General features: G+C 72.2%; 18 protein-coding genes. 9 read left to right on the top strand and 9 right to left on the bottom strand.

What is annotated here, in order from left to right:
• Positions 1-2: 2 nt before the first annotated feature.
• The 4 genes from ACIQJT_RS03805 to ACIQJT_RS03790 all read right to left on the bottom strand — a co-directional run bounded on the left by ACIQJT_RS03805 (position 3) and on the right by ACIQJT_RS03790 (position 4,659).
• Entirely contained in the window at positions 3-905 is a 903-nt protein-coding gene (locus tag ACIQJT_RS03805; protein ID WP_365459009.1) for a carbohydrate ABC transporter permease, read from the bottom strand.
• Entirely contained in the window at positions 902-1,813 is a 912-nt protein-coding gene (locus tag ACIQJT_RS03800) for a sugar ABC transporter permease (RefSeq protein WP_365459012.1), read from the bottom strand. Before ACIQJT_RS03800 ends, ACIQJT_RS03805 begins: the two co-directional genes overlap by 4 nt.
• Before the next feature lie 124 nt (positions 1,814-1,937).
• Positions 1,938-3,260 carry an ABC transporter substrate-binding protein gene (locus ACIQJT_RS03795; RefSeq protein WP_402639551.1) on the bottom strand — a complete coding sequence of 441 codons (1,323 nt, stop codon included), beginning with the start codon at positions 3,258-3,260 and terminating at the stop codon, positions 1,938-1,940.
• Between the two features lie 277 nt (positions 3,261-3,537).
• Positions 3,538-4,659, bottom strand: a complete 1,122-nt coding sequence (locus ACIQJT_RS03790) for an ROK family protein (RefSeq protein WP_402639549.1) — start codon at positions 4,657-4,659, stop codon at positions 3,538-3,540.
• Between the two features lie 307 nt (positions 4,660-4,966).
• Here ACIQJT_RS03790 and ACIQJT_RS03785 point away from each other — a divergent pair, with 307 nt between their 5' ends.
• The 3 genes from ACIQJT_RS03785 (at position 4,967) to ACIQJT_RS03775 (ending at position 9,742) form a co-directional block, all read left to right on the top strand.
• Entirely contained in the window at positions 4,967-5,866 is a 900-nt protein-coding gene (locus ACIQJT_RS03785) for an N-acetylglucosamine kinase (protein WP_053848141.1), read from the top strand.
• Positions 5,867-6,036: 170 nt separating this feature from the next.
• Positions 6,037-7,968: a phosphatase PAP2 family protein gene (locus ACIQJT_RS03780; RefSeq protein ID WP_402639546.1), complete on the top strand. Its 1,932-nt coding sequence runs from the start codon at positions 6,037-6,039 to the stop codon at positions 7,966-7,968.
• 94 nt (positions 7,969-8,062) lie between these two features.
• The gene (locus ACIQJT_RS03775) at positions 8,063-9,742 is read left to right on the top strand and encodes an ArnT family glycosyltransferase (RefSeq protein WP_402640084.1); all 1,680 of its coding nucleotides are present in this window, start codon (positions 8,063-8,065) and stop codon (positions 9,740-9,742) included.
• A 29-nt stretch (positions 9,743-9,771) separates the two neighbouring features.
• On the opposite strand, the gene ACIQJT_RS03770 is transcribed toward ACIQJT_RS03775, so the two are convergent.
• Complete coding sequence (locus ACIQJT_RS03770; protein ID WP_365459028.1) at positions 9,772-10,173, bottom strand: DUF3662 domain-containing protein; 402 nt, start codon at positions 10,171-10,173, stop codon at positions 9,772-9,774.
• 283 nt (positions 10,174-10,456) lie between these two features.
• On the opposite strand from ACIQJT_RS03770, the gene ACIQJT_RS03765 reads away from it, so the two are divergent.
• The 4 genes from ACIQJT_RS03765 (at position 10,457) to ACIQJT_RS03750 (ending at position 15,284) form a co-directional block, all read left to right on the top strand.
• A complete protein-coding gene (locus ACIQJT_RS03765) occupies positions 10,457-11,380 on the top strand; it encodes a MurR/RpiR family transcriptional regulator (protein WP_402639544.1) in 924 nt (307 codons plus the stop codon).
• Positions 11,381-11,734: 354 nt separating this feature from the next.
• Positions 11,735-12,118 carry a hypothetical protein gene (locus tag ACIQJT_RS03760; RefSeq protein WP_365459034.1) on the top strand — a complete coding sequence of 128 codons (384 nt, stop codon included), beginning with the start codon at positions 11,735-11,737 and terminating at the stop codon, positions 12,116-12,118.
• Between the two features lie 49 nt (positions 12,119-12,167).
• Positions 12,168-12,734, top strand: coding sequence for an antibiotic biosynthesis monooxygenase (locus tag ACIQJT_RS03755; protein ID WP_365459037.1), 567 nt, complete (start codon positions 12,168-12,170; stop codon positions 12,732-12,734).
• Between the two features lie 162 nt (positions 12,735-12,896).
• Positions 12,897-15,284 carry a SpoIIE family protein phosphatase gene (locus tag ACIQJT_RS03750; protein ID WP_402640081.1) on the top strand — a complete coding sequence of 796 codons (2,388 nt, stop codon included), beginning with the start codon at positions 12,897-12,899 and terminating at the stop codon, positions 15,282-15,284.
• A gap of 65 nt (positions 15,285-15,349) precedes the next feature.
• On the opposite strand, the gene ACIQJT_RS03745 is transcribed toward ACIQJT_RS03750, so the two are convergent.
• The 3 genes from ACIQJT_RS03745 to ACIQJT_RS03735 form a co-directional block, all read right to left on the bottom strand.
• Positions 15,350-15,841: a flavin reductase family protein gene (locus ACIQJT_RS03745; RefSeq protein WP_365459040.1), complete on the bottom strand. Its 492-nt coding sequence runs from the start codon at positions 15,839-15,841 to the stop codon at positions 15,350-15,352.
• A gap of 9 nt (positions 15,842-15,850) precedes the next feature.
• Positions 15,851-16,510, bottom strand: a complete 660-nt coding sequence (locus tag ACIQJT_RS03740; protein WP_402639541.1) for a peptidoglycan-binding protein — start codon at positions 16,508-16,510, stop codon at positions 15,851-15,853.
• Between the two features lie 108 nt (positions 16,511-16,618).
• On the bottom strand, positions 16,619-17,452 hold the full coding sequence (locus ACIQJT_RS03735; RefSeq protein ID WP_365459046.1) for a hypothetical protein: 834 nt from the start codon (positions 17,450-17,452) through the stop codon (positions 16,619-16,621).
• Positions 17,453-17,608: 156 nt separating this feature from the next.
• Between ACIQJT_RS03735 and ACIQJT_RS03730 the strand changes: the two genes are divergently transcribed.
• Complete coding sequence (locus tag ACIQJT_RS03730) at positions 17,609-18,277, top strand: TetR family transcriptional regulator (protein WP_402640079.1); 669 nt, start codon at positions 17,609-17,611, stop codon at positions 18,275-18,277.
• 208 nt (positions 18,278-18,485) lie between these two features.
• Positions 18,486-18,899 (top strand): Zn-ribbon domain-containing OB-fold protein, encoded by a 414-nt coding sequence (locus ACIQJT_RS03725; RefSeq protein ID WP_402639539.1) that lies wholly within the window; start codon positions 18,486-18,488, stop codon positions 18,897-18,899.
• Between the two features lie 39 nt (positions 18,900-18,938).
• Here ACIQJT_RS03725 and ACIQJT_RS03720 read toward each other — a convergent pair whose 3' ends face one another.
• Positions 18,939-20,291 (bottom strand): Gfo/Idh/MocA family oxidoreductase, encoded by a 1,353-nt coding sequence (locus tag ACIQJT_RS03720; protein ID WP_402639537.1) that lies wholly within the window; start codon positions 20,289-20,291, stop codon positions 18,939-18,941.
• Between the last annotated feature and the right edge of the window lie 93 nt (positions 20,292-20,384).

Below are 20,384 nucleotides of genomic sequence, written 5' to 3'. Positions count from 1 at the left end.
GGTCAGTCCTTCAGACCGGCGTTGATGTCGGCGCCCATGACGTACTTCTGGAAGACCAGGAAGATCGCGATGAGCGGGATCATGGAGATGACCGACGCGCCCAGCAGGACCGACCAGTTGATGTTCTGTGCGCCGACGATGCTCTGGATGCCGATCTGCACGGTGAACTTGTTGGGGTCGTTGAGCATCAGCAGCGGCCAGATGTAGTCGTTCCACCGCCACTGGAAGGACAGGATGGCGAGGGTCAGCATGATGGGCCGGGAGAGCGGCACCATGATCCGCAGGAAGATCGACAGCTCCCTGGCGCCGTCGATGCGGGCGGCCTCCACGAGTTCGTCGGGCACCGTCAGGAAGAACTGGCGGAACATGAAGCAGCCGGTCGCGGTGAGCACGGCCGGGAGGATGATGCCGGCGAAGGAGTTGTAGAGGCCGAGGTTGCGGACCACCAGGAACTCGGGGGCGAGCATGACCTCGCCCGGCAGCATCGTGGTGGCCAGGATGCAGAGGAAGAACGCCTTGAGCCATCGGTTGTCGTACTTGGCCAGCGCGTACCCGGTGCAGCAGCTGACTCCCACGGTGAGGATCGTCGTGATCACGCAGACGATGGCCGTGTTGATGAAGTACTGCGAGAAGTTGGCGCTGTCCCACGCGGCCCTGAATCCCGACAGGGTGGGGTTGTGCGGGACCAGCGTGAGCGGATAGGAGAACAGGTCGCTGGCCGGCTTGAGCGAGCTGAGCACGAACCACAGCACCGGGAACCCGTACAGGCACGCCATGATCCACAGCAGGGTCGTCGCGGACACGGCCTGCCGGATCCCGCCGTTGCTTGTCCTGCGGGGCCGCTTCCCGGGGGCTCTCCGTCCGGAGTCGACGTCGGCCGGGCGCGGGATGTCTGTGGTTGTCATCGGTTCTCCACCCGCCGGTTGACAATCAGCTGGATGATCGCGACGGCCATCAGGATGAGCATGAGCACGAACGACGCGGCACTCGCGTAGCCGATCTGCCCCCGTTTGAAGCCGGTCTCGTAGATGTACTGGACGAGCAGGTTGTTCGAGGTGCCGGGCCCGCCGTTGTTGAGGGCGACGAACACCGGGTACTCCTTCATCGAGTTGATCGTGTTGAGCAGGATCACGATGAACGAGGTGGGCGCGATGCTCGGCAGGGTGATGCTGAAGAACTGGCGCCAGGGGCCGGCGCCGTCGAGCGAGGCGGCCTCGTAGTACGACACCGGTACGTTCTTGATCGCCGCGATGAACAGCAGCATCGTGAAGCCGGTCCAGGCCCAGGCCGCCGCCATCACCACCACGAGCAACGAGAGGTCGGCGTTCGACTGCCACGGAACGGCGTCTCCGCCGAACTTCTCGATGACGTAGTTAACCAGTCCGAAGTTCTCGCCGAACATCCAGCGCCACAGGACACCCACGACGATGGGCGACAGCAGCCACGGGATGAAGAAGACGACGCGGGCGACGGACCCGCCCTTGGCGTGCTTGCTCACCACCAGGTTGGCGGCGAGCAGCGAGACGACGAAGTTCAGCGGGACGAAGAGGACGGTGTACAGCAGCGTCCGGGTCAGCGCGTCGTAGAACGTGGAGTCGCCGAACAGGTTGTGGTAGTTGTCCAGTCCGACCCACTGGAACACCCCCACGCCCGTGTAGTTCGTGAAGGAGTAGACGAGCCCGATCACCGCCGGCCAGACGAAGAACAGCGCGAAGAGCACGACGTTGGCCGCGATGAGGACGAGCGGCGCGAGGGTGTACTTACTGCGTCTCCGGGGCGGGCTCACGGACACGTCCGCGGCGCGTTTTGTCATCTTCCTGACTCCGTGCTGGTGGAAGGGGTTGCGGTGGGCTCAGGCCATGAGCCCGGCATCACGTGGGCGGCCGGGCCGGGCGGCGGGGTCGGGACGCCGCCGCCCGGACGCTCGGGGCCTGTGATCAGCCGCCGACCTGCTGGTTGTAGCCGTCCACGATGTTCTGGAGGGCCTTGTCGGCCGACTGCTGGCCGTTGATGGCCTTGCCGAGCTCCGTCTTGGTCGGGTCCTCGGTGAGGCTCTTGCCCTTCAGCACCCAGTTGGTCTGCGCGCTGTTGAAGTAGCCGGAGATCGGGGCGTAGAGCGGGATCGACTCGTTGTAGAGCTTGAACGCCGCCTGCGCCGCCTCGGACTTGAAGGGGTACGTCGGGTTCAGCCCGCTCTCGACCGGCAGGAACCCGGACGCCTCGCACAGCGCCTTGTAGTGGGCCGGCTCGTACAGCCAGGACAGGAAGCCCGTCGCGGCCTTGGCGGCGTCGCCGTTGTTGTTGAAGCCGACCACCATGCCGCCGCTGTTGACGTCGCTGGCCTGGACCGGCTGGGCGGGGGTCGGGACGCTCGCCCACTCGAACTTCTTGATGCTGTCCGCGAAGGAGGCGACCTGCCACACACCGGACCAGTACGCGACCACGTCACCGCTCTGGAACATGGCGGACGGGTCGGCGCCGGACGTCCACACCGACTTCGGCATGGTCTTGTCGTCGTTCCAGCCGACGAAGGTGTTCACGGCCTTCTTGGTGGCCGCGTCCACCGAGAACTTGCCGGAGTCGTCGGCGTGGACGTACTTGCCGCCCATCTCGTACACCATGGCGCGCAGCCGCGACGGCGACTGGTCGAAGGTCAGGGAGTACTTGGCGCCGGTCTTCTCGCGGACCTTGTTCGCCGCGGCGATGAAGTCGGTCCAGGTCCAGGTCTTCGACGGCTCCGTCGGGAAGGAGACCCCGGCCTCCTCGAAGAGCGACTTGTTGATGAACAGGCCGGACGCGGTGACGTCCGAGGGGATGGACAGCACCTTCCCGGAGGAGTCCTTCGCGAGGAAGTTCTGGTTGATGTTGTTGCTCTTCTTGTCGGCGATGGAACTCAGGTCGAGCAGCTTGTTCGACCAGATCGGGTCCAGCGCCGGCACGGCCGCGACGTCGGGCAGGGAGTTGGCCTGCGCGGCGTTGTGCAGCTTCGTGGTGTAGCCGTCGTAGGGGATGTTGACGAGCTTGAGGTTGACGCCGGTTTCCTTCTTGTACTGCGCCACCATCTTCTTCCAGCCCGCGTCCTGCCCCGGAACCGTGGAGATCCAGAACGTCAGCGACTTGGAGGTGCCGCCGGAGCCGCCGTCCCCGCCGCAGGCGGTGAGCGTCAGAGCACCCGCCGCGACAGCGGCAGCGAGGGAAACCAGGCGGCGCGTGCCGCCGCGGCCGAGACGGCTAGAGCGCCGCACACCCACAGTGGTCATCTTCGATCCCTTTTTTTCGTGGTAGGGGACGGAGCACGGCGCCGACCGAGGCGGCACTGGTGCAGTTTGCAGGAGGTTCGCTTTCCGAGGGCGCGGCCTCGCCCGGCCGCGTCATCCTGACGGGCGAGGGTCCCCGGCCGCTGTCGGCCGTCTCCGCACGGGCACGCCCTCGTGCGGTCGCCGTACGTCGAGTACGGGCGGGACGCTCGCCCAAGCCGGCGTCCCGGCCGACTTAGAAAGCGCTTGTCCGGACATTGGCAGACCGAGTCCGAACCCGTCAATCCTTCGTCCGCGCCGCCTGGGTCACGGTTTGGACTCCTCGGGCGACGGCGAGCCGTGCCGCGCCCACGACGGTGCCGAGCTCACCGACCTGGCTGCTGACCACCTCCGTGGGCCAGCTGAGCCGCTCCAGCTCGGCCCGCACACCGGGCAGGAGCTGCGGATACGCGCCGGTGCTGCCGCCCAGCACGAGCAGCCCCGGGTCCAGTACGGCGGTCACGGCGGCGGCCAGCCGGCCCACGTCCACGGCGTGTCTGGCGACGACCGCGTGGGCCGTGGCGCTGCCCTGTGCCGCGAGGGCGAAGAGCCGCTCGGCCGTGCGGGGGCAGGCACCGTCGGACTCGGGCCACGCCTCGGCGGCCCTGCGCAGCAGGGAGCGGGACCCGATGTACTCCTCCAGGGCCTCGTGGCGGGGCTCCTGGCCGTCGTCCCAGGGGTAGGGCAGCCTGGCCAGCTCTCCGGCGGCGCCGTTGGCCCCGGCGAGCACCTGGCCGCCCACGACGATGCCGAGACCGATGCCGACGCCGATCCGCAGGTAGCCGAAGGTGTGCCGGCCGCGGGCGGCACCCTCGTGCAGTTCGGCGAGGGCGGCGCAGTTGACGTTGTTCTCCAGGTGGACGGGCACTCCGGGCGGCAGGGCGACGGTCACGGCGTCGAAGAGGGGTCCCGCCTTGGCCGTGGCCGGGCGCATCCGCTGCGGCGCGGTGACATCACCGACGGCCACGACGATGGTGCGCAGCGGGGCGTCCGGGGGCAGTGCCGCGAGGGCGTCGCGGACCACGTCGGCGGCCTCGTCCCTGGGGCCGGTGGCCTCGGCGAGCAGGGTGCCGTCCAGGGCACAGCCGCGGACCCGGGTCAGGGCGGGGCCGAGGTCGACGGCGAGCACGGCGCCCGCGGCCGGGCCGAGGCGGTAGACGGCGGCGCTGCGTCCGGTGGCGCCGGACGAGGTGCCGGAGTGGGCCGCGAGATGGACACCCTCCAGTTCGGCCACGGCGGAGGAGACCGTCGGTTTGGACAGGCGCGCCAGGCTCGCAAGTTGTGGCCGGGTCGCGGTGCCCGCCTGGGCGAGCACGGCGAAGACGGCGCTCGCGCTCTCGGTCAGACGGGGGGCTCTCGCCACGTCGTGTTCCACACTTCCCCCAGTTCACAGGCCGCTCCCGGCCCGAGCGGCTCGGCGGGCGGCGGCGATGGGTTGCTCCGGCGTCGTACGTTCCCACCCGGGACAGGGAGCCCGGGAAGTCGAGTGCGCGACGCCTATTGACACGCACTGTACTTCGTTAGTTAACTTCCTAACGAACGTCACGGTACTCGCCTGCCGTGGTCCGTCAGAAGCCTGTCCCGGGGCTTCCCTAGTTCTCCAACTGCCTTGCCCCAAGGCACGGTTCGCCCACCGTCGCAGCACACAGCGCAACGACGAAAGAGGTTCCGTGCAGGACACCGCACCCCTGGTTGTCGGCATCGACGTGGGCGGCACCAAGACACAGCTCCGCGCCTTCGCGGGCGACACCCCCGTCGCCGACCACGTCCGGTCCAGCAGCGGCTGGCGGCCCCACGACCCGGTGGCCGCCGCCGGCTGGCTGGCCGCACTGGCCGCCGACGCGCTTCCCGCGGGCGCCCGCCCCGCCGCCCTCGCCGTCGGCGGGCACGCCTGCGAGACCCCGCGCCAGTGCGCGCAGATCCGCACCGCTCTCCAACTGCACTTCGACGCGCCCGCGCTCGTCGTGGGCGACGCCGAACTGCTGGTCCCCGCCGCGGGGCTGGACAAGGGGGTCGGGCTGGTCGCCGGCACCGGCTCGGTCGCCGTGGGCCGCTTCGCCGACGGCACACCGGTCCAGGTCGGCGGCTGGGGCGCGCTGCTCGGCGACGAGGGCGGCGCCGCCGGTCTCGTCCGCGAGGCCGTACGGGCCGTGTGGGCCGCGCACGACCGCGGCGAGGAGCCCGACGCGCTGGCGCTCGGCCTGCTCTCCGGGTTCGGCGTCCCCGAGGTACCCGCGCTCGGCGCCGCCCTGGAACACGCCACGGCCGCGTCCGCCGACTGGGGCCGGCACGCACCGGCCGTCTTCGCCGCCGCCGAGGCCGGATCCCCGCTCGCCCGCACCGTGATCGCCGAGGCGGGCCGCGCCCTGGCCGCGCTCGTCGAACGGCTCGCCGCCCGCGGGGTGGTGGTCGACGACGTCGTGGTCGCGGGCAGTACCGTCCTCGCCCAGCCGTCCCTGTACGACGCCTTCGCGTCCGCGCTGGCCGAGGGCGTGCCGTCGGCACGGCCGCGCCCCCTGCGGGCACCGCCGGTGGACGGCGCGGTGGCGATGGCCCGTTCACTCCTGTGACATCCGGCGGACGCCGAGTCTCCTCCGCTCCGACATGACCCGCCCGTAGTTCTTCGCTCGTACGACTTCGGAAAGCGCGTTCGGCGCACAGGCCGTCCGGCGCGTCAGGAGTCGCGTTCGCACCACCTCCCCGGCCGCATGGCCGCAGAACTCCAGAGAGAGGCAGACCCATGCCGTCATCCGCCGGGCAGCACTCGCCCGCGCCGCTCACCGAACGCGCCATGAGGCGGAGGGGGTTCCTCAAGACGTCCCTCGGCGCCTCGGCCGGTGTCCTGGCCGCGCCCGCCTTCGCCTCCTGGCTGGGCGCCGCGGACGCCAAGGCCGCCACCGCCGCGGCCGCGTTCGTGGACGACTACAAGTCCAACGTCATGGCGAACCTGACGCCCGAGACCAACGCGGTGGTGCGGGCACTCGGCGGCTTCGCCCGGGTGTGGAAGACCGGCGACGCCTGGAACACCGGCACCCCGCTGCGGCCCGAGGTGCTGCGCGCCAACATGCGCTACTGCGCCCGCGTCACCCAGGCGCGCACCGAGGCGCAGGCCAAGGAGGCCTTCCTCTACGACCGCCAGCACCAGAGCTACGCCATGATCGGCGGCCTTGGCCCGCTCGCCGGCCTCTACCGGTCCGGCGCCATGGCGGTCACCTCGATCACCGTCGCGCCCGACTCCACCCCGCCGACCACGATCAGCGACGCCGTGCCGGCCGACGCCCCCGCGGGCTCGGCGCTCGGCGCGGGCTCCTACGACTCCTCGCTCGGCCAGGTGGCCAGGCTGGTCGACACCGTGCGCGGCCCGTACGCCTCCGGCAACCCGGCCAAGTACTCCTTCCAGTACCCGCGCCCGTGGCGCATGAACGAGGACAGCCAGGTCGTCGACACCGGCGCCAAGGACGCGCTCGGCTACCCGGTCTACGACTCCCAGGTGGTGGTCGCACCCCAGCTGCTGCGCCAGCGCAGCACCTCCCCGGTGGACGACGGCGGCTTCCCCAGCGGCCACACCAACGCCTTCCACCTGGCGGGCCTGGCCTTCGCGTACGCCGTGCCCGAGCGCTTCCAGGAGCTCGTGACGCGCGCCTTCGAGCTGAGCCACACCCGGATCATGTCCGGCATGCACTCGACGGTCGACGTCATGGGCGGCCGCATCATGGCCACCGCGCTGGCCGCCGCCACGCTGGCCGACCCCGCGAACGCCGGCCTGAAGGCGGCGGCACGGGCGCAGGCGCTGAAGTACTTCACCGAGCGGACCGGCACCACCGCCGACACGCTCTTCGCCTACGCCCACTCGGACCCGGCCGACGCGTACGCGGACCGGGAGGCCAACGCCCGTTCCGTCAGGCCCCGGTTGACCTATGTGCTGCACCGGGACGGCGGCAACGCGCCGTTCACCGTGCCCAAGGGCGCGGAGGTGCTGCTGGAGACGCGGCTGCCGTACCTCGACGCGGCACAGCGCCGTGAGGTGCTGCGGACCACGGGGCTGCCCTCGGGCTATGTCCTGCTGGACGGCTTCGAGCAGTGGGGCCGGCTCGACCTGTTCGCCGCGGCGGACGGTTACGGCTCCTTCGACGCGGACGTCACCGTCACATTGGACGCGGCCTCGGGCGGCTTCCACGCGGCGGACGCCTGGCGCAACGACATCGACGGCTGCGGCGGTCTGACCAAGCAAGGCAGCGGCGCGCTCACCCTGACGGGGCACAACCGGTACACCGGCGGGACCGTCGTGAAGGAGGGTGCGCTGGTGGCGGGTTCGGCCCACGCCCTCGGCCACGGCGACGTGCGGGTGCGGGGCGGCAGGCTGACCGTGGCCGGCAAGTCGCTCCAGATCCACGGCACGTACGGTCAGGAGGCCGGCGCCCTGGAGGTGACGCTGCGCTCGGGCCAGGAGCCGGTCCTGGAGGTGACGCGGCGCGCGGTGCTCGGCGCGGGCAGTGTGCTCTCGCTGAAGCTGGACGCGACCAGGCCGCCGGCGGCCGGACACACGGTCCGGGTCCTCGGCTGCCGCGGACTGCGCGGCCAGTTCGACCGGATCGAGCTGAACTCCGACACCCTGCGGGCCGTACCCGTCTACACGGCGGAAGGTCTGTCGGTACGACTCCTGAAGCGGTGACGCCCGCGGAGGCGGGAGCTGGTGCGAGAGTGGCCCTCATGAGGTGCTCCCGGATCGCTCCCGCCGCCGCCCGGCCGGTCTCACCGCGGGGCGGATGATGGCGAGCGAGCAGCAGACGGTCCTGGACGCGGTCCCCGGCTCCCGGACCCGTGACGACGAGGTGCGGCGGCCGCGCCCGGTCCGGCGGTGGCTGGTGCCGCTCCTGGTCGCCGTGCTGCTCGCGCAGATGGCGGCCGTCATGGCGACGACCGCCGTGCAGCAGACCCCCACGATCGATGAGCCGGTCTACGTGGCCACGGCCGCCGAGTACCTGCACGGCCAGGGCATCCGCCACAACCCCGAGCACCCGCCGCTCGGCAAGCTGGTGATCGCCGTGGGGGTGGCGATCGCCGACCCGCACGTGGACACGGCGTTCGACGGGCCCCAGATCGACCTGGGCCCCCATCTGCTGTACGAGTCGGGCAACGACCCCTGGCGGCTGATGTTCTGGGCCCGGCTCCCGGTGATGGTGCTGACGCTGCTGTTCGGGCTGGTGGTGTTCGCCTTCGCCCGGGAACTGGCCGGACGGGCGGCGGGGGTCGCGGCCCTCGCCCTGTACGCCTTCTCCCCCGACGTCGTCGCCCACGGTTCGCTGGCCACGCTCGACGTGCCCATGGCCGGCTTCCTGCTCACCTCGGCGTGGCTGCTGTGGCGGGCCCGCGCCCGGCCCCGGCTCCACTTGCCGCTCGCCGGTCTGGCGCTCGGCGCGGCCCTGGCGACGAAGATGAGCGCGCTGCCGGCCGTACCGGTCCTGCTGGGGCTGGCCGCCTTCTCGGTGTGGACCGCGGACCGTGGTGCCGGGACGCGTCGGCGGGTGCCGCGCGTGCTCGCCGCGGCCGCGGTCCTGACGCTGGCCGCCGTCGCCGTCGTATGGGTGTCGTACCTCGTGGTCGATCCACGGCTGCGGGGAGTCGCCCCGGACCAGGTGCCCGTGGTGCGCGGACTGCGCGGGACCCTCGCCGGCCTGCTGCCGTTCCCGCCGGCCTACGCGGACGGGATGCGCATCCAGTTCCGCTTCGAGAACCACCCCTGGGAGGGCTTCCTGTTCGGGCGGGTGTACACCGGGCACCTCTGGTACTACCTGCCGGCCGCGCTCCTGGTGAAGACCCCGCTCGGCCTGCTCGCGCTGTGGGCCGCGGGTGCCGTGGTGCTGGTGGCGGTACGGCGGTTGCGGCCCGCCGCCCCGTACCTGCTCGTGCCCGCCGCGGTGCTGCTGGCCTCGGCCATGACGGGCTCACGCGACTTCGGCACCCGGTACACCCTGTTCCTGCCCATGTTCCTGACGGTGGCCGCCGGCTGCGTCCTCGCGGTGCGCCGGCGCTGGGCGACGGTCCTGACGGGAGCACTGGTGCTGTTCGTCGCGGTCAGCTCGGTGCGCACCTTCCCCTACTATCTGCCGTACTCCAACGAGGCGTTCGGCGGACCGGCCCGCACCCATCTGCGGCTGCACGACTCCAACGTCGACTGGGGCCAGGACCTCGGCCGGCTCGCCGACCACCTGCGCGAGCGCTACCCGGACGAGCGGATCTGGCTCGTCTACAAGGGCAGCGGACTGCCCGCGTCCTACGGCATCGAGGCGGCCGATCCGCGCGAGGTGCCGGTGGACGAGGTGCACGGGCTGCTGGTCGTGTCGGACTCGTCGGTCGCCAAGGCGAAGGGCCGGCTGGCCGAGTTGATCGACTCCAGCCGTCCGGTCGACGAGGTCGGCCACTCGATCACGATCTACCGCCGGTGACCGGCGCGGCGCGCACGCCCCGGGGCCGCTCAGCGCGGCGCCTGCTGGAAGCCCTCGGCGCTCACATGGGGCATCGCCGCGCTCGTCACGCGGTAACGGCCGTTGGGCACCCGGTCGGACCTGGAGATGTGCACGGTCAGCGGGCCCGCCCACTCGTAGCCGTGCCGCTCACCGTGCCGGGCCAGGCTGTCGGTGAGCTCCTGCCCCACATCGCTGCCCCGGCGCACCAGTTCGTCGTAGGCGAAGTCCGCGAGCTCGACGTCGTACGCGTTCGGGACCACCACCCTGCTCTCGCTGCACACGACCACGTTGCTGTCGCACTCCTGCCGCAGTGCGTCGAGGAGTTCGACCGGCTCCCGGTCGACGACCCGCGCCCACAGCGCCTCCCACCCGTGCTCCATTGCCTGTTCCAGCGCGCTCAGCGCACCCATTGCCACTCTCCTGCCGATAGCTCTGGTTTTCCCGTACGGCGTCATTCCCGGGCGAAGTCGCCGGGTGCCACCCGCGCTTCCGTCCTGCGCCGGTGCTCCTCGGGGACCGTCATACGGGGCTGCTCCTCACGTGTCGTCGAAGGCCTTGCCCAGCGGCGGGTTCCCGATCGGCAGCGGCGTACCCGTCCCGATCGGCGCCCGCCGGACGCCTTCCCACAAGCGCTGGTCACCGGGGGGGTGTGGGCTATGTTGACTCCCCGTGGCAGACAAAGGAGGAGCCTCGGTGTCATCGCCGCAGCAGGCACGCGCACAGGCATCCGCGATCACCTCGGGCAAGACCGCACCGGAGACGGAGGCGGCCCCGGCCTCCCAGCTCAGGACGCTCTTCGACAGGCCCCGGCTCTCCCCCGGGCAGCGGCGCATCGCGCAGTACCTGATCGAGCACATCACCGAGGCGGCGTTCCTGTCCATCACCGATCTCGCGGAGCGGGTGGGCGTCAGCCAGCCCTCGGTGACGCGCTTCGCCGCGGCCGTGGGCTTCAGCGGCTACCCCGCCCTGCGGGAGAAGCTCCAGTCCATCGCGCTCGGCACCCTCGCCGGCGGACCGGTCACCGACGACGAGTCGCGCGGCAACGAACTCCAGGCCGCGGTGGACGCGGAGATCGAGAACCTGGAGAACCTGCGCCGCGACTTCGCCGACCCCGACCAGGTCATCGAACTCGGCCGCGAGCTCTCCGAGTCGACCCCGCTGACCGTCCTCGGCCTGCGCATCTCGGCGTCCCTGGCCGAGTACTTCGCCTACGCGGCACGCCGTATCCACCCCGACGTACGGCTGGTCACCCGCGGCGGCAGCGTCGCCTACGACGCGCTGTTGCAGTCGCGCGAGGCGGGCGGCACCTGGGTGCTGGCGTTCTCCATGCCGCGGCACGCCCAGGAGACCCTCACCGCCCTGCGGGTCGCCCGCAGCGCCGGGCTGAAGATCGCCCTCGTCACGGACCTGGCACTCGGGCACGTGGCCGACGAGGCGGACGTCCTCTTCTCCACCGGTACCGGCTCCCGGCTGGTCTTCGACTCCTACGCGGCGCCCGGCGTGATCGCCGCCGCCCTGCTCCAGGCCATGACCGACGCCGACCCCGAGCGCACCCAGGCCCGGCTGGAGGAGTACGAGCAGATCTCCGACCAGCACCAGTTCTTCCTGCGGGACTGACCCCCTCCACCCCGGTCATACGCCTGCACAACGGGGCCATCCGCAATAAGTCGAGCATGAATGTTTTCATACGTCTTGCCAAGCGGACGGCATATATAAATACTGCTCACGGATCACCCCCGGGACCACACCGGGACCGTCCGCACCCCTGTCCCCGTCCCCACCCCCACACCGCCCGAGAGGGCTCCTTCACGGACATCCCGGGCCGTCGCCACCTACCCGCGTCGGCGCCCGAGGTGTTCGACTGGGCCTCGCCTGCACGCGAGCCCGTGGCGGCCCCGGTCATCCCCTAGGCCGGGGCCGCCCGATCCGTCGGAACACCCGCACGACGCCGCACACCCGGAAGCGATCACCATGCCCCTGACGACCACGCGGACCACCACCCGTCCCGGCCCCGACTGGCCGTGCCAGGTCAAGACACCCGGCAGCTACGACTGGGAACGCTCGGCGGCCAAGTGGCTGCGCGAGCTGGTGCCGGCGCGGTACGCGAGCTATCCGGCCCTGACGCGGCACACCGTGCTCCTCGCCCGCCACGCGCAGATCCAGGTCCAGCACGAGATCCGGGTCGCCCGCACCGCACTCCAGACCGCCCGCGCGGACCTGCCCTCGCTCGGGCTGCCGGAGTCGGTCATCGAGCACACCATCAAGCTGTACGCGGCCGAGGTGCTCCAGCTCCAGCACATCGCCCGCAGCATCCGCGCGGTCACCCAGGCCCTGGTCGAGCACCAAGGGCGCTGACCCTGCCCCGAGGGCATGACCCACGCCGTACGTGGCACCCGTGGTGAGCATGAGCACCACCGACGTACGCCACGGCGACCCGGTCACCACCGTCCTCACCTGGGAGGTGCGTCCCGGCCGGGAGCGTGAGTTCGAGCGCTGGACGCGGGGGATCACCCGCTGCGCCAGACGGTTCCCCGGCAACGAGGGCGTCTCCTGGCTGCGTCCCGAGGACGGCCACCGCTTCCACGCGGTGCTGCGCTGGTCCGATTCCCGCCGGCTCACCGCCTGGCTGCAGTCGGACGAGCGGGCGGACTGGCACGCCCGGATCGACGGCATCGCCACGGAACTCGGCAGCGAACGGCAGTCGACGACCGGGCTCGAGACCTGGTTCAGCCTGCCCGGCACCACCGTGCGGCCCCCGGTCCGCTGGAAGATGGTGCTGACCACGTTCCTCGGCGCCTTCCCGTGCACGCTGCTCATCCAGTGGCTGGTGACGCCCCGCACCGCCGCCTGGCCCCTGCCGCTGCGGGCCGCGGTGTTCCCGATTGTCCTGCTGCCGCTCCTCACCTACCTGGTCATGCCCGTGCTCAGCCGGCTGCTGCGGCGGTGGCTCTACCCGCCGCCCGAGCACTGAGCCCGTCGCGAACCGGTGGCCCGGCCGGTTCGGTCGACCGGTGGGGTCACCGGTGTGTGGGATCGTGCTCACAACAGCGCGATCGGCACCTGGCGCATGTGCAATGCTCAACGCGTGACGAGCGAGTCGACCGGCCCCCCGCACGCCGGTACCGCGCCCGACATGGCCGCACTGGCCAAGGTCGTGGCCAGACAACGTGCCGAGATGGACCGGTTGCGGGACCAGGCCGCCACCTCGGCCGTGCTGGAGCGGGCCAAGGGCGCCGTCATGGCGCTGACCGGCTGCACGCCGGACGCGGCCGTCGAGGATCTGCTCCAGCGCGCCAAGGCCGGCAACCGCACGCTGCTCGAGGAGTGCTGGATCACCCTCGGCTCCCTGCCCCCGCTCGGCGCCCCCGCGGAACTCCCCGGCGACGACGTGCCCGCCGCACCCCTGTCCGCGATCCCCGGCCCGGCCGGTCCCCGCTCCGTCCCGGCGGGCACCGCCGTCCCCGCCGGGCGGGACTCCTGTGCCCCGGACGACGGGTTCACCGCGCTCGGCCGCCTCGGCAAGGCCCTCGCCCACGTGGCCACCCCCCAGGACCTGGCCGGCTGTCTCCTGGAGGAGCTGGCGGCGGACGCCGACGCCGACGCCCTCCTGATCTTCCGGTCGCTGCCGGCCGGGGGCCTCGAACTGATCGGCCACGCCGGTATCGACGCCACCCTGGCCGCCCAGTGGGCGCGGGTGCCCCCGCTGAGCGGCGTCGCCGCGTTCGAAGCGCTCCGGACGCGGGAGCCCCGCTGGCTGGAGGACTTCGCGGCCGACCGGGAACGGCACCTGCTCATCGGGGACCCGCCCGAGCGCTGGCTCTCGCGTGCCTGGCTGCCGGTGCCGGCGGGTGACGAGGCCGAGGTCTGCCTGGGGGTGCTGCGCGCGCGGAGCGGGACCTTCTCGCCGCGGGACCGGCAGCTCCTGCAGGCCGTCGTCCGGCTGTGTGCCGGCTGGCTGCGCTCCTTCGGCACCCGGCCGGAGCGCAGTGCCGCCGCCTCGGCCGCCGCCGCCCAGCCGGTGTTCGACTCGCTGCCCGGCTCGGCGATGCTGCTCACGCCGTTGCGCGGCTCCTCCGGAGAGGTCGAGGACTACCGCATCGACGCCGCCACCGAGGAGGCGGCCGACGTCGTGGGCCGCACCGGCGGGCAACTGCTGGGCCGCCGGATCCTGGAGTGCTTCCCCGGCATGGCGGACGAGGCGCTGTGGCACGGCTGTCTGCGCACGCTGGCCACCGGCGAGCCGTTCGAGGGCGAGCCGTTCGCCTGTCAGGAGGTCGTGGACGGTGTAGCCGAGCTGGCCACGTACGCGGTGCACACGGCCCGCCTCGGCGACGCCCTGGTCGTCACCTGGGTCCGCCGCGACTCCTCCGACCGGCAGGAGCAGCGCCTGGCGGACGTGCAGCGGCTGGGGAACCTGGGCTGGGCGAACTGGAACCTGGTCACCGGCGAGGGCAACTGGTCCTCCCAGACCTTCGTCGTGATGAACCGCGATCCCGCGCTCGGACCGGTCCGGCTGACCGACCTTCCCCGCCTCGCCCTGGCCGAGGACGCGCCGGTGCTGGCCCACGCCGTGCAGGAACTCGTGCGCGCGGGGCTCCCGTTCGACGTCCCGTTCCGGATCCGGGCCGGGGACGAGGTCCGCCATCTGCGGATGGTCGCCGAAGTCGTGACGGACACCGGGAACGAACCGGTGGAGGTGCACGGCTGCGTCCAGGACCTCACCGCGCAGCGCAGCGCCGAACTGGCCCTCGTCGAGAGCGAACAGGCGATCGTGACGCAGCACGGTGTGCTGCACGCCGAGCGGACGCTGGCCGCCCGTCTCCAGCACGCGCTGCTGCCCCTGCCCACCCGTCCGGTCCACCTCGCCGGACTGCGGGTCGAAGTGGCCTATCTGCCCGCCCAGTCGGGGATCCATGTCGGCGGTGACTGGTTCAGCGCCATCGAACTGCCCGACGGCGACGCCCTGTTCGTGGTCGGTGACGTCGCCGGGCACGGCATCGACGCCGTCGCCACGATGGCCCAACTGCGCTTCACCGCCAAGGGCATGGTCATCACGGGCTCCTCGCTCACCGGGGCGCTCGCCCGTCTCAACACCCTGCTGCTGCACTCGCGCGACTCCCACGGCACCGCGACCATGGTCCTGGCCCGCTACGATCCCGGCGAGCGGTGCCTGGTGTGGGCCCAGGCCGGCCATCCGCCTCCGCTGCTGGTGCGCGACGGGCAGGCGCGTCGTCTGGACCGTCCCCTCGGCATACTGCTGGGGGCCAGTTCCGACCCGGACTTCCAGGAGGCGCGCTGCGTCCTGGAGCCGGGCGACCGCGTCCTGCTCTACACCGACGGTCTGGTCGAGCGGCCCCCGGAGGGCATCGACCACGGACTGGACCGGCTCGCCGCCGCCCTCGCGGCCCACCCCGCCGACGAGCCCGGCTCCCTGGCGCCGCTGCTGGACTCGGTGCTGGACGGCAACCGGCGCGACGACGTCTGTGTCGTGGACATCAGGGTGCCGTCCTCGCCCCGGTGAGGCCGAGCGAGCCACAGTCCGCCGCGGTGAGCCGCCGGCGCACGCACCGCGCCCCCCGTACCGGCTCAGTCCGCCGGGTGGCCGGGGGAGATGGACACCGCGTCGGACAGCCGCAGCAGCCCCGCGCCCCCGGTGTCCCCGCGCGCACCCCACGCCTGCGGTTCCAGGACGAACCCGACGTGGTCACCCCCCTCGACGCGTTGCACCACGGTGCCGACGAACCAGGCCGCCGCCTCCTCCAGCACGACGGCCCCGCCGGCCTCCTCCCGCCAGCCGACCCGCGCGAACTTGTCCGTCCGGTCCCCCGTCTCCCCGCCGAACAGCTCGGCCAGGCCGCGCTGTTCGCGGGTGAGCAGATGGACCGCGAGGCGGTCCGCGGTGCGGGCCACGCGGTAGGTGCGGTTGGCCTTCGACAGCCACACCGCGTACCGCACGGGCTCCAGCGAGCACTGTGAGGCGAATCCGACGAGACAGCCCGCGCGGTCGCCGTCGGCGGCGGCGGTCACGACGCACATGTCGGGGTCGAGCCGGTCGATGAACACGTCCATGCCCGCCATCCTCGTCGGTCAGCCGCCCGTACGGGACTCCAGGTCCCGCCGGGTGTCGTCGCCGTACACACCGTCCTCGTCGCCGCGGATGCCGTACCAGAGCTGGAAGCGGGCCACGGCGGCGGTCAGGGTCGTGTCGTAGGTGCCGTCGGTGGCGCCGTCGTCGTAGACGTTCGGGATGCGTCGCAGGCGTTCCTGGAGGTCGGTCACCTGGGGGCCGCTGTCCCCCTGGCGCAGGGTGCCGGGACCGTCGGGGTCGGTGGGGGCGGAGACCGTGGGGGCGGGCGCGGAGGCGGTCGCGGTCGGCTGCGGGGCGGCCTCGGCGGCGCTCGGTCCGCGGTCGACGAGCAGGAGCGCGCAGCCGAAGCCGATCACCGCGGCCGCCGCCACGGCCGCCGCGATCGCCGTGCGGCGCAGTCCCCGCACCCGGCCGCGGGGGATGTCACGGGAGGTGCGGGTGCGGTCGAGGTCGTCCCGGAGCGGCGGCAGTTCCTCGGTGGCGTCCTCGGTTCCGGACGGTGGGGCGGGCAGTGCGACGGACTCGTAGCCGACGGCCCCTCGGGGCGGCATGTCCTTCATGAGCTCCGCGAGCGCGTCGGTGCGGCGCGGACGCAGCACCCGGACGGGCTCGATGGGCGGCCCGGCCGGCGGCACCCCTCGGTCGGACGGTGTCGGCATCCTGGTCTCCTTCCCTCCCGCGCACACGGGTCTGGGCCGTCCCCCGGGGAGTGATACGGCGCCGCGGGCCCGGGAGTTCAGCTCTCCGCATGCCCCGGGGCCCGCCGCTCATCGGGGAGAGGAGCCGAGGAACCCGTGCAGGGATGCCTTCATGGCGGCGACGAAGGAGTCCCTGCCCGCTTCGTCCAGGGCGTCCAGGGAGAGATACGGGTTGAGGTCCTCCAGCTCGACCAGCAGGAGTTCGCCGTCCGGTGCCCGGCAGGCGTCCACGCGCTGGATGCCGTGGCCGAGGGCGTTCCACTCGACGAAGCGCCGGGCGAACTCCAGGTCGTCGGGGGTGGGCCGGTACGGCTCAAGGGCCCAGCGCCGGTCGGTGTGCGGGGCGTACAGGGCGTACTGGAAGTCGTGGTCGACGAAGTAGAAGGAGACCTCGTAGGCGAAGTCGACGCACGGCTGGACGAGGACCTGTCCGTCGATGTGGTCGCGCACCTCGTCGGCGGACAGGATCCGCAGGCCTATGGAGTCGGCGCCGAGCCTGGGCTTGACGACGTACCGGTCGCTCGCCGGAAGCCGGTCCAGGTCCTCGGCACGGTCGACGGTCGGGATGACGGGGTGTCCCGCGGCCGTGAGGTCGAGCAGGTACTGCTTGCCCGCCATGTCGGCCTTGCCGGTCAGGGGGTTGTACACACGCGTGCCGTCGCGCAGCGCCCGCTCGCGGAACGTGTCGTACGCCTCCTGGTACGCCAGGACCGGCCCGCTGTTGCGGACGACGACGGCGTCGAAGCCGTCCGCCAGCGCGTCGGCGTCCCGGGGATGGCACAGGGCGAGGTCGAAGTCCTCCCTCAGGCGCGCGGTGAGGAAGATGTCTTCGTCGCAGTAGCGGCGCCCGCGGGCCGGGTAGGCCAGGTCGGTGACGTACAGAAGGGCGGGGCGGCGGGACATGCGGGACTCCTCGGCGGGCGGGCGCCGATCGTATGCGGTGCGCCGGTCACCCCACAACGCGGGCGGCGGCACTCAGTTCCCCGATCAGGCTGCACCCAGTGCCATTCCGGCGGCTGGGATGCTACGTTCGCGACCATGAGCTCCACCAAGCCCGCCATGCGGGACGCACTGGTCGCGGCAGCCTTCCAGTTGTTCCTGGAACGGGGTTACGAGCAGACCACCGTCGACGACATCGTCGCGCTCGCCGGAGTCGGGCGTCGCTCGTTCTTCCGGTACTTCCCGTCCAAGGAGGACGTGGTCTTCCCCGACCACGAGCGGTGCCTGGCCGACATGACGGCCTTCCTGGCGGCGAGCGACCCCGGGTGCGACCCGCTGGAGCGGGTCTGCGAGGCGGTGCGGCTGGTGCTGCGCATGTACACCGAGAACCCGACCTTCTCCGTGCAGCGCTACCGCCTCACCAAGCAGGTGCCGGGCCTGCGCGCCTACGAGCTGTCCGTGGTGTGGCGCTACGAGCGCTCCTTCGCGGAGTACCTGCGCGGGCGCCTGAAGGGGCTGCACGACGGAACGCTGCGGGCCGACGTCATCGCCGCCGCCGTGGCCGCGGCCCACAACAACGCCCTGCGCTCCTGGCTGCGCTCGGACGGGAAGGGCGACGCCGAGCAGGCGGTGGAGCACGCGCTCGGCTACGTCCAGGCCGCCTTCGGCGCGCCCGGCGCGCCGCCCGCCGACGAGCCGCCCGAGGACGTCGTGGTGATCGTCTCCCGCCGCGGTGCCCCGATGTGGCGGGTGGTCCAGGAGATCGAGTCCACGCTCGACCGGGACTGACCCGCACCGGCCGTACGACGACGTCCGCGCCCGCCCGCCGGCCGGCCAGGTCTGGCGCCCCCACGAAAAGATGAGGGTACGCAGTACCTTTACGGCTGACACTGAGTGCCATACGCTGACCGTGTGCACGGCGGCACGGGGAGCCGCGCACGTCCGTGCACGGTTACCCGGGCACGTGGGATCCGGCCGAGCGCAGGGAGTTGACAGCGTGTACCACCACTCAGGAAGCATTGCTCGTCAGGCAGCCGGCTCCGCGACGGGCGTACTCGAGCCCGCCGCTCCGGCCACGGACGCGATCCTCTTCCAGCGCTGCACCTGGTGCGGCACGGCGATGTACCACCGGCTGCTGTGTCCGGTGTGCCAGGGCGGCGACCTGCGTACCGAGCGCAGCGAGGGCGTGGGCACGGTCCGGCACTCGACGGTGGTGCACCGCAACACCCCCGCCGCCCGCAACGTGTCGCTGATCGAGCTGGCCGAGGGGTTCGTCGTCCGGGGCCGGGTCATGGGCCCGCCCGCCGCGATCCACAGCGGTGACCGGGTGCGGATGTCGACGGCCAAGGACCCGGTCCGCGGCGAACCGGTCTTCCAGCTCGTCGACGAGCCCTACCGCGCCTGGAGCTGACACCCCGTCACCTCTGGTCGGGCGCACGGGACTCCGGGCTCACCACACCTCGGGGAGCAGATCGCGCACCCGCACCGGCCGCCCCGTCTCGAAGCACCGGTTGGCGGCGATGCCCACGCCCAGCGCCAGGGCCCCGTCCCGTTCGGTCGCCGTCGGACGCGGCACGGCACCGGCGTCCTCGCCCGCCGGCCCCGCACCGGGGTCCACCGGCCCGAAGAGCGCGTCGAGCATGCGCGGGTCTCCCCCGCCGTGCGCCTCGTGCGCGGTGACGAGGGGCACCTCGACCGGGGGCCGCCACAGGGGCCGCAGGGTGAGACGCGCGCCGCCCGGGTGATCGGCCGCGGTGTCCCCGTGCAGCGCGCCCCTCGCCGAGGTGATCCCGGTCCGGGGCGCCTGCCAACGGCTCTCCTCCACCTCCAGTTCCAGCCGGCCCGCGCTGCCGTTGAACATCACCCGGTAGCCCTCCCACGGGGAGTAGGCGGTCAGGTGGTACGTCATCGTCGTGCCCCGGGCGTGGCGGACCACCAGCGCCATGTCGTCCTCGATGGTGACGGGGCCGTCGAACACGTTGCGGTCGCGCAGGTATCCGTCGTCATGCTCCGCGTCGAGGTACAGGGCGCGGAGGGTGTCGTCGGCCGCCAGGTCGAGGGCGAAGGGGTCGTCGGCGGCGGGCGCGGCCCCGTGGGCCCGGGTGTACGCGCGGCGCAGGCCGTGGCGTTCGCCCGCCTCACGCCCGTAGAAACCGAGCCGCCCGTAGCCGAAGACCTCCTGCGGCTCGTCGGCGAGCCACCAGTTGACCAGGTCGAAGTGGTGGCTCGCCTTGTGGACCATCAGGCCGCCGCTGTGCCGCTTCTCGCGGTGCCAGCGGCGGAAGTAGTCCGCTCCGTGCCGGGTGTCGAGGAGCCATTCGAAGTGCACGGAGAGGATCTCGCCGATCGCGCCGTCGGCGAGCAGGGCGCGTACTTTTTCGTGCACGGGGTTGAAGCGGTAGTTGAAGGCGACGGTGAGGGAGTTGCCGGTGGCCCTGACCGTGTCCAGGATGCGCGCGCAGCGGTCGGCGTCCACGGTCATGGGCTTCTCGGTGACCACCCGGCAGCCGGCCCGCAGCGCGGGGACGATGTAGCGGTCGTGCTCGGCGTCGACGGTGGTGACGACGACCTCGTCGATGCCCTCCTCGGCGAGCAGGTCGGCGAAGCGCTCGGGCTCCCACTCGGCGGCGGCGGGTTCGCCGGCCTCGGCGAGCAGCCGGTTGTGGAAGGCCATGCGGGTGGGGCTGGGATCGCACAGGGCCGCGACACGGTGGCCGGGGCGGGCCGCGAGGGCCCGGGTGAACAGCTGAGCACGGTGGCCGGTGCCGACAACGGCCGCGCGGAGGTGGGGAGTCGACGTCATGGAAAGCGCTTCCCCTTCTGGGCGGCGCCCTAGTCCCCCGCCCCCCTTGGCTTGTTCGCGCCCCCGGTCCGTGATCTTCGGCTCCGCACAGAC

Origin of the sequence: Streptomyces sp. NPDC091972, from assembly GCF_044756385.1 — a bacterium.
GTDB lineage: Bacteria > Actinomycetota > Actinomycetes > Streptomycetales > Streptomycetaceae > Streptomyces.
This window is presented reverse-complemented; position numbering and strand designations above follow the sequence as displayed.

Bases quoted from the DNA above. Each gene is read 5' to 3' on its own strand.
- ACIQJT_RS03805 (WP_365459009.1), bottom strand. From the start codon at position 905: ATGACAACCACAGACATCCCGCGCCCGGCCGACGTCGACTCCGGACGG.
- ACIQJT_RS03750 (WP_402640081.1), top strand. From the start codon at position 12,897: ATGGCCGCACTGGCCAAGGTCGTGGCCAGACAACGTGCCGAGATGGAC.
- ACIQJT_RS03760 (WP_365459034.1), top strand. From the start codon at position 11,735: ATGCCCCTGACGACCACGCGGACCACCACCCGTCCCGGCCCCGACTGG.
- ACIQJT_RS03735 (WP_365459046.1), bottom strand. From the start codon at position 17,452: ATGTCCCGCCGCCCCGCCCTTCTGTACGTCACCGACCTGGCCTACCCG.
- ACIQJT_RS03745 (WP_365459040.1), bottom strand. From the start codon at position 15,841: ATGGCGGGCATGGACGTGTTCATCGACCGGCTCGACCCCGACATGTGC.
- ACIQJT_RS03775 (WP_402640084.1), top strand. From the start codon at position 8,063: ATGATGGCGAGCGAGCAGCAGACGGTCCTGGACGCGGTCCCCGGCTCC.
- ACIQJT_RS03795 (WP_402639551.1), bottom strand. From the start codon at position 3,260: ATGACCACTGTGGGTGTGCGGCGCTCTAGCCGTCTCGGCCGCGGCGGC.
- ACIQJT_RS03740 (WP_402639541.1), bottom strand. From the start codon at position 16,510: ATGCCGACACCGTCCGACCGAGGGGTGCCGCCGGCCGGGCCGCCCATC.
- ACIQJT_RS03720 (WP_402639537.1), bottom strand. From the start codon at position 20,291: ATGACGTCGACTCCCCACCTCCGCGCGGCCGTTGTCGGCACCGGCCAC.
- ACIQJT_RS03755 (WP_365459037.1), top strand. From the start codon at position 12,168: ATGAGCACCACCGACGTACGCCACGGCGACCCGGTCACCACCGTCCTC.
- ACIQJT_RS03780 (WP_402639546.1), top strand. From the start codon at position 6,037: ATGCCGTCATCCGCCGGGCAGCACTCGCCCGCGCCGCTCACCGAACGC.
- ACIQJT_RS03730 (WP_402640079.1), top strand. From the start codon at position 17,609: ATGCGGGACGCACTGGTCGCGGCAGCCTTCCAGTTGTTCCTGGAACGG.
- ACIQJT_RS03770 (WP_365459028.1), bottom strand. From the start codon at position 10,173: ATGGGTGCGCTGAGCGCGCTGGAACAGGCAATGGAGCACGGGTGGGAG.
- ACIQJT_RS03800 (WP_365459012.1), bottom strand. From the start codon at position 1,813: ATGACAAAACGCGCCGCGGACGTGTCCGTGAGCCCGCCCCGGAGACGC.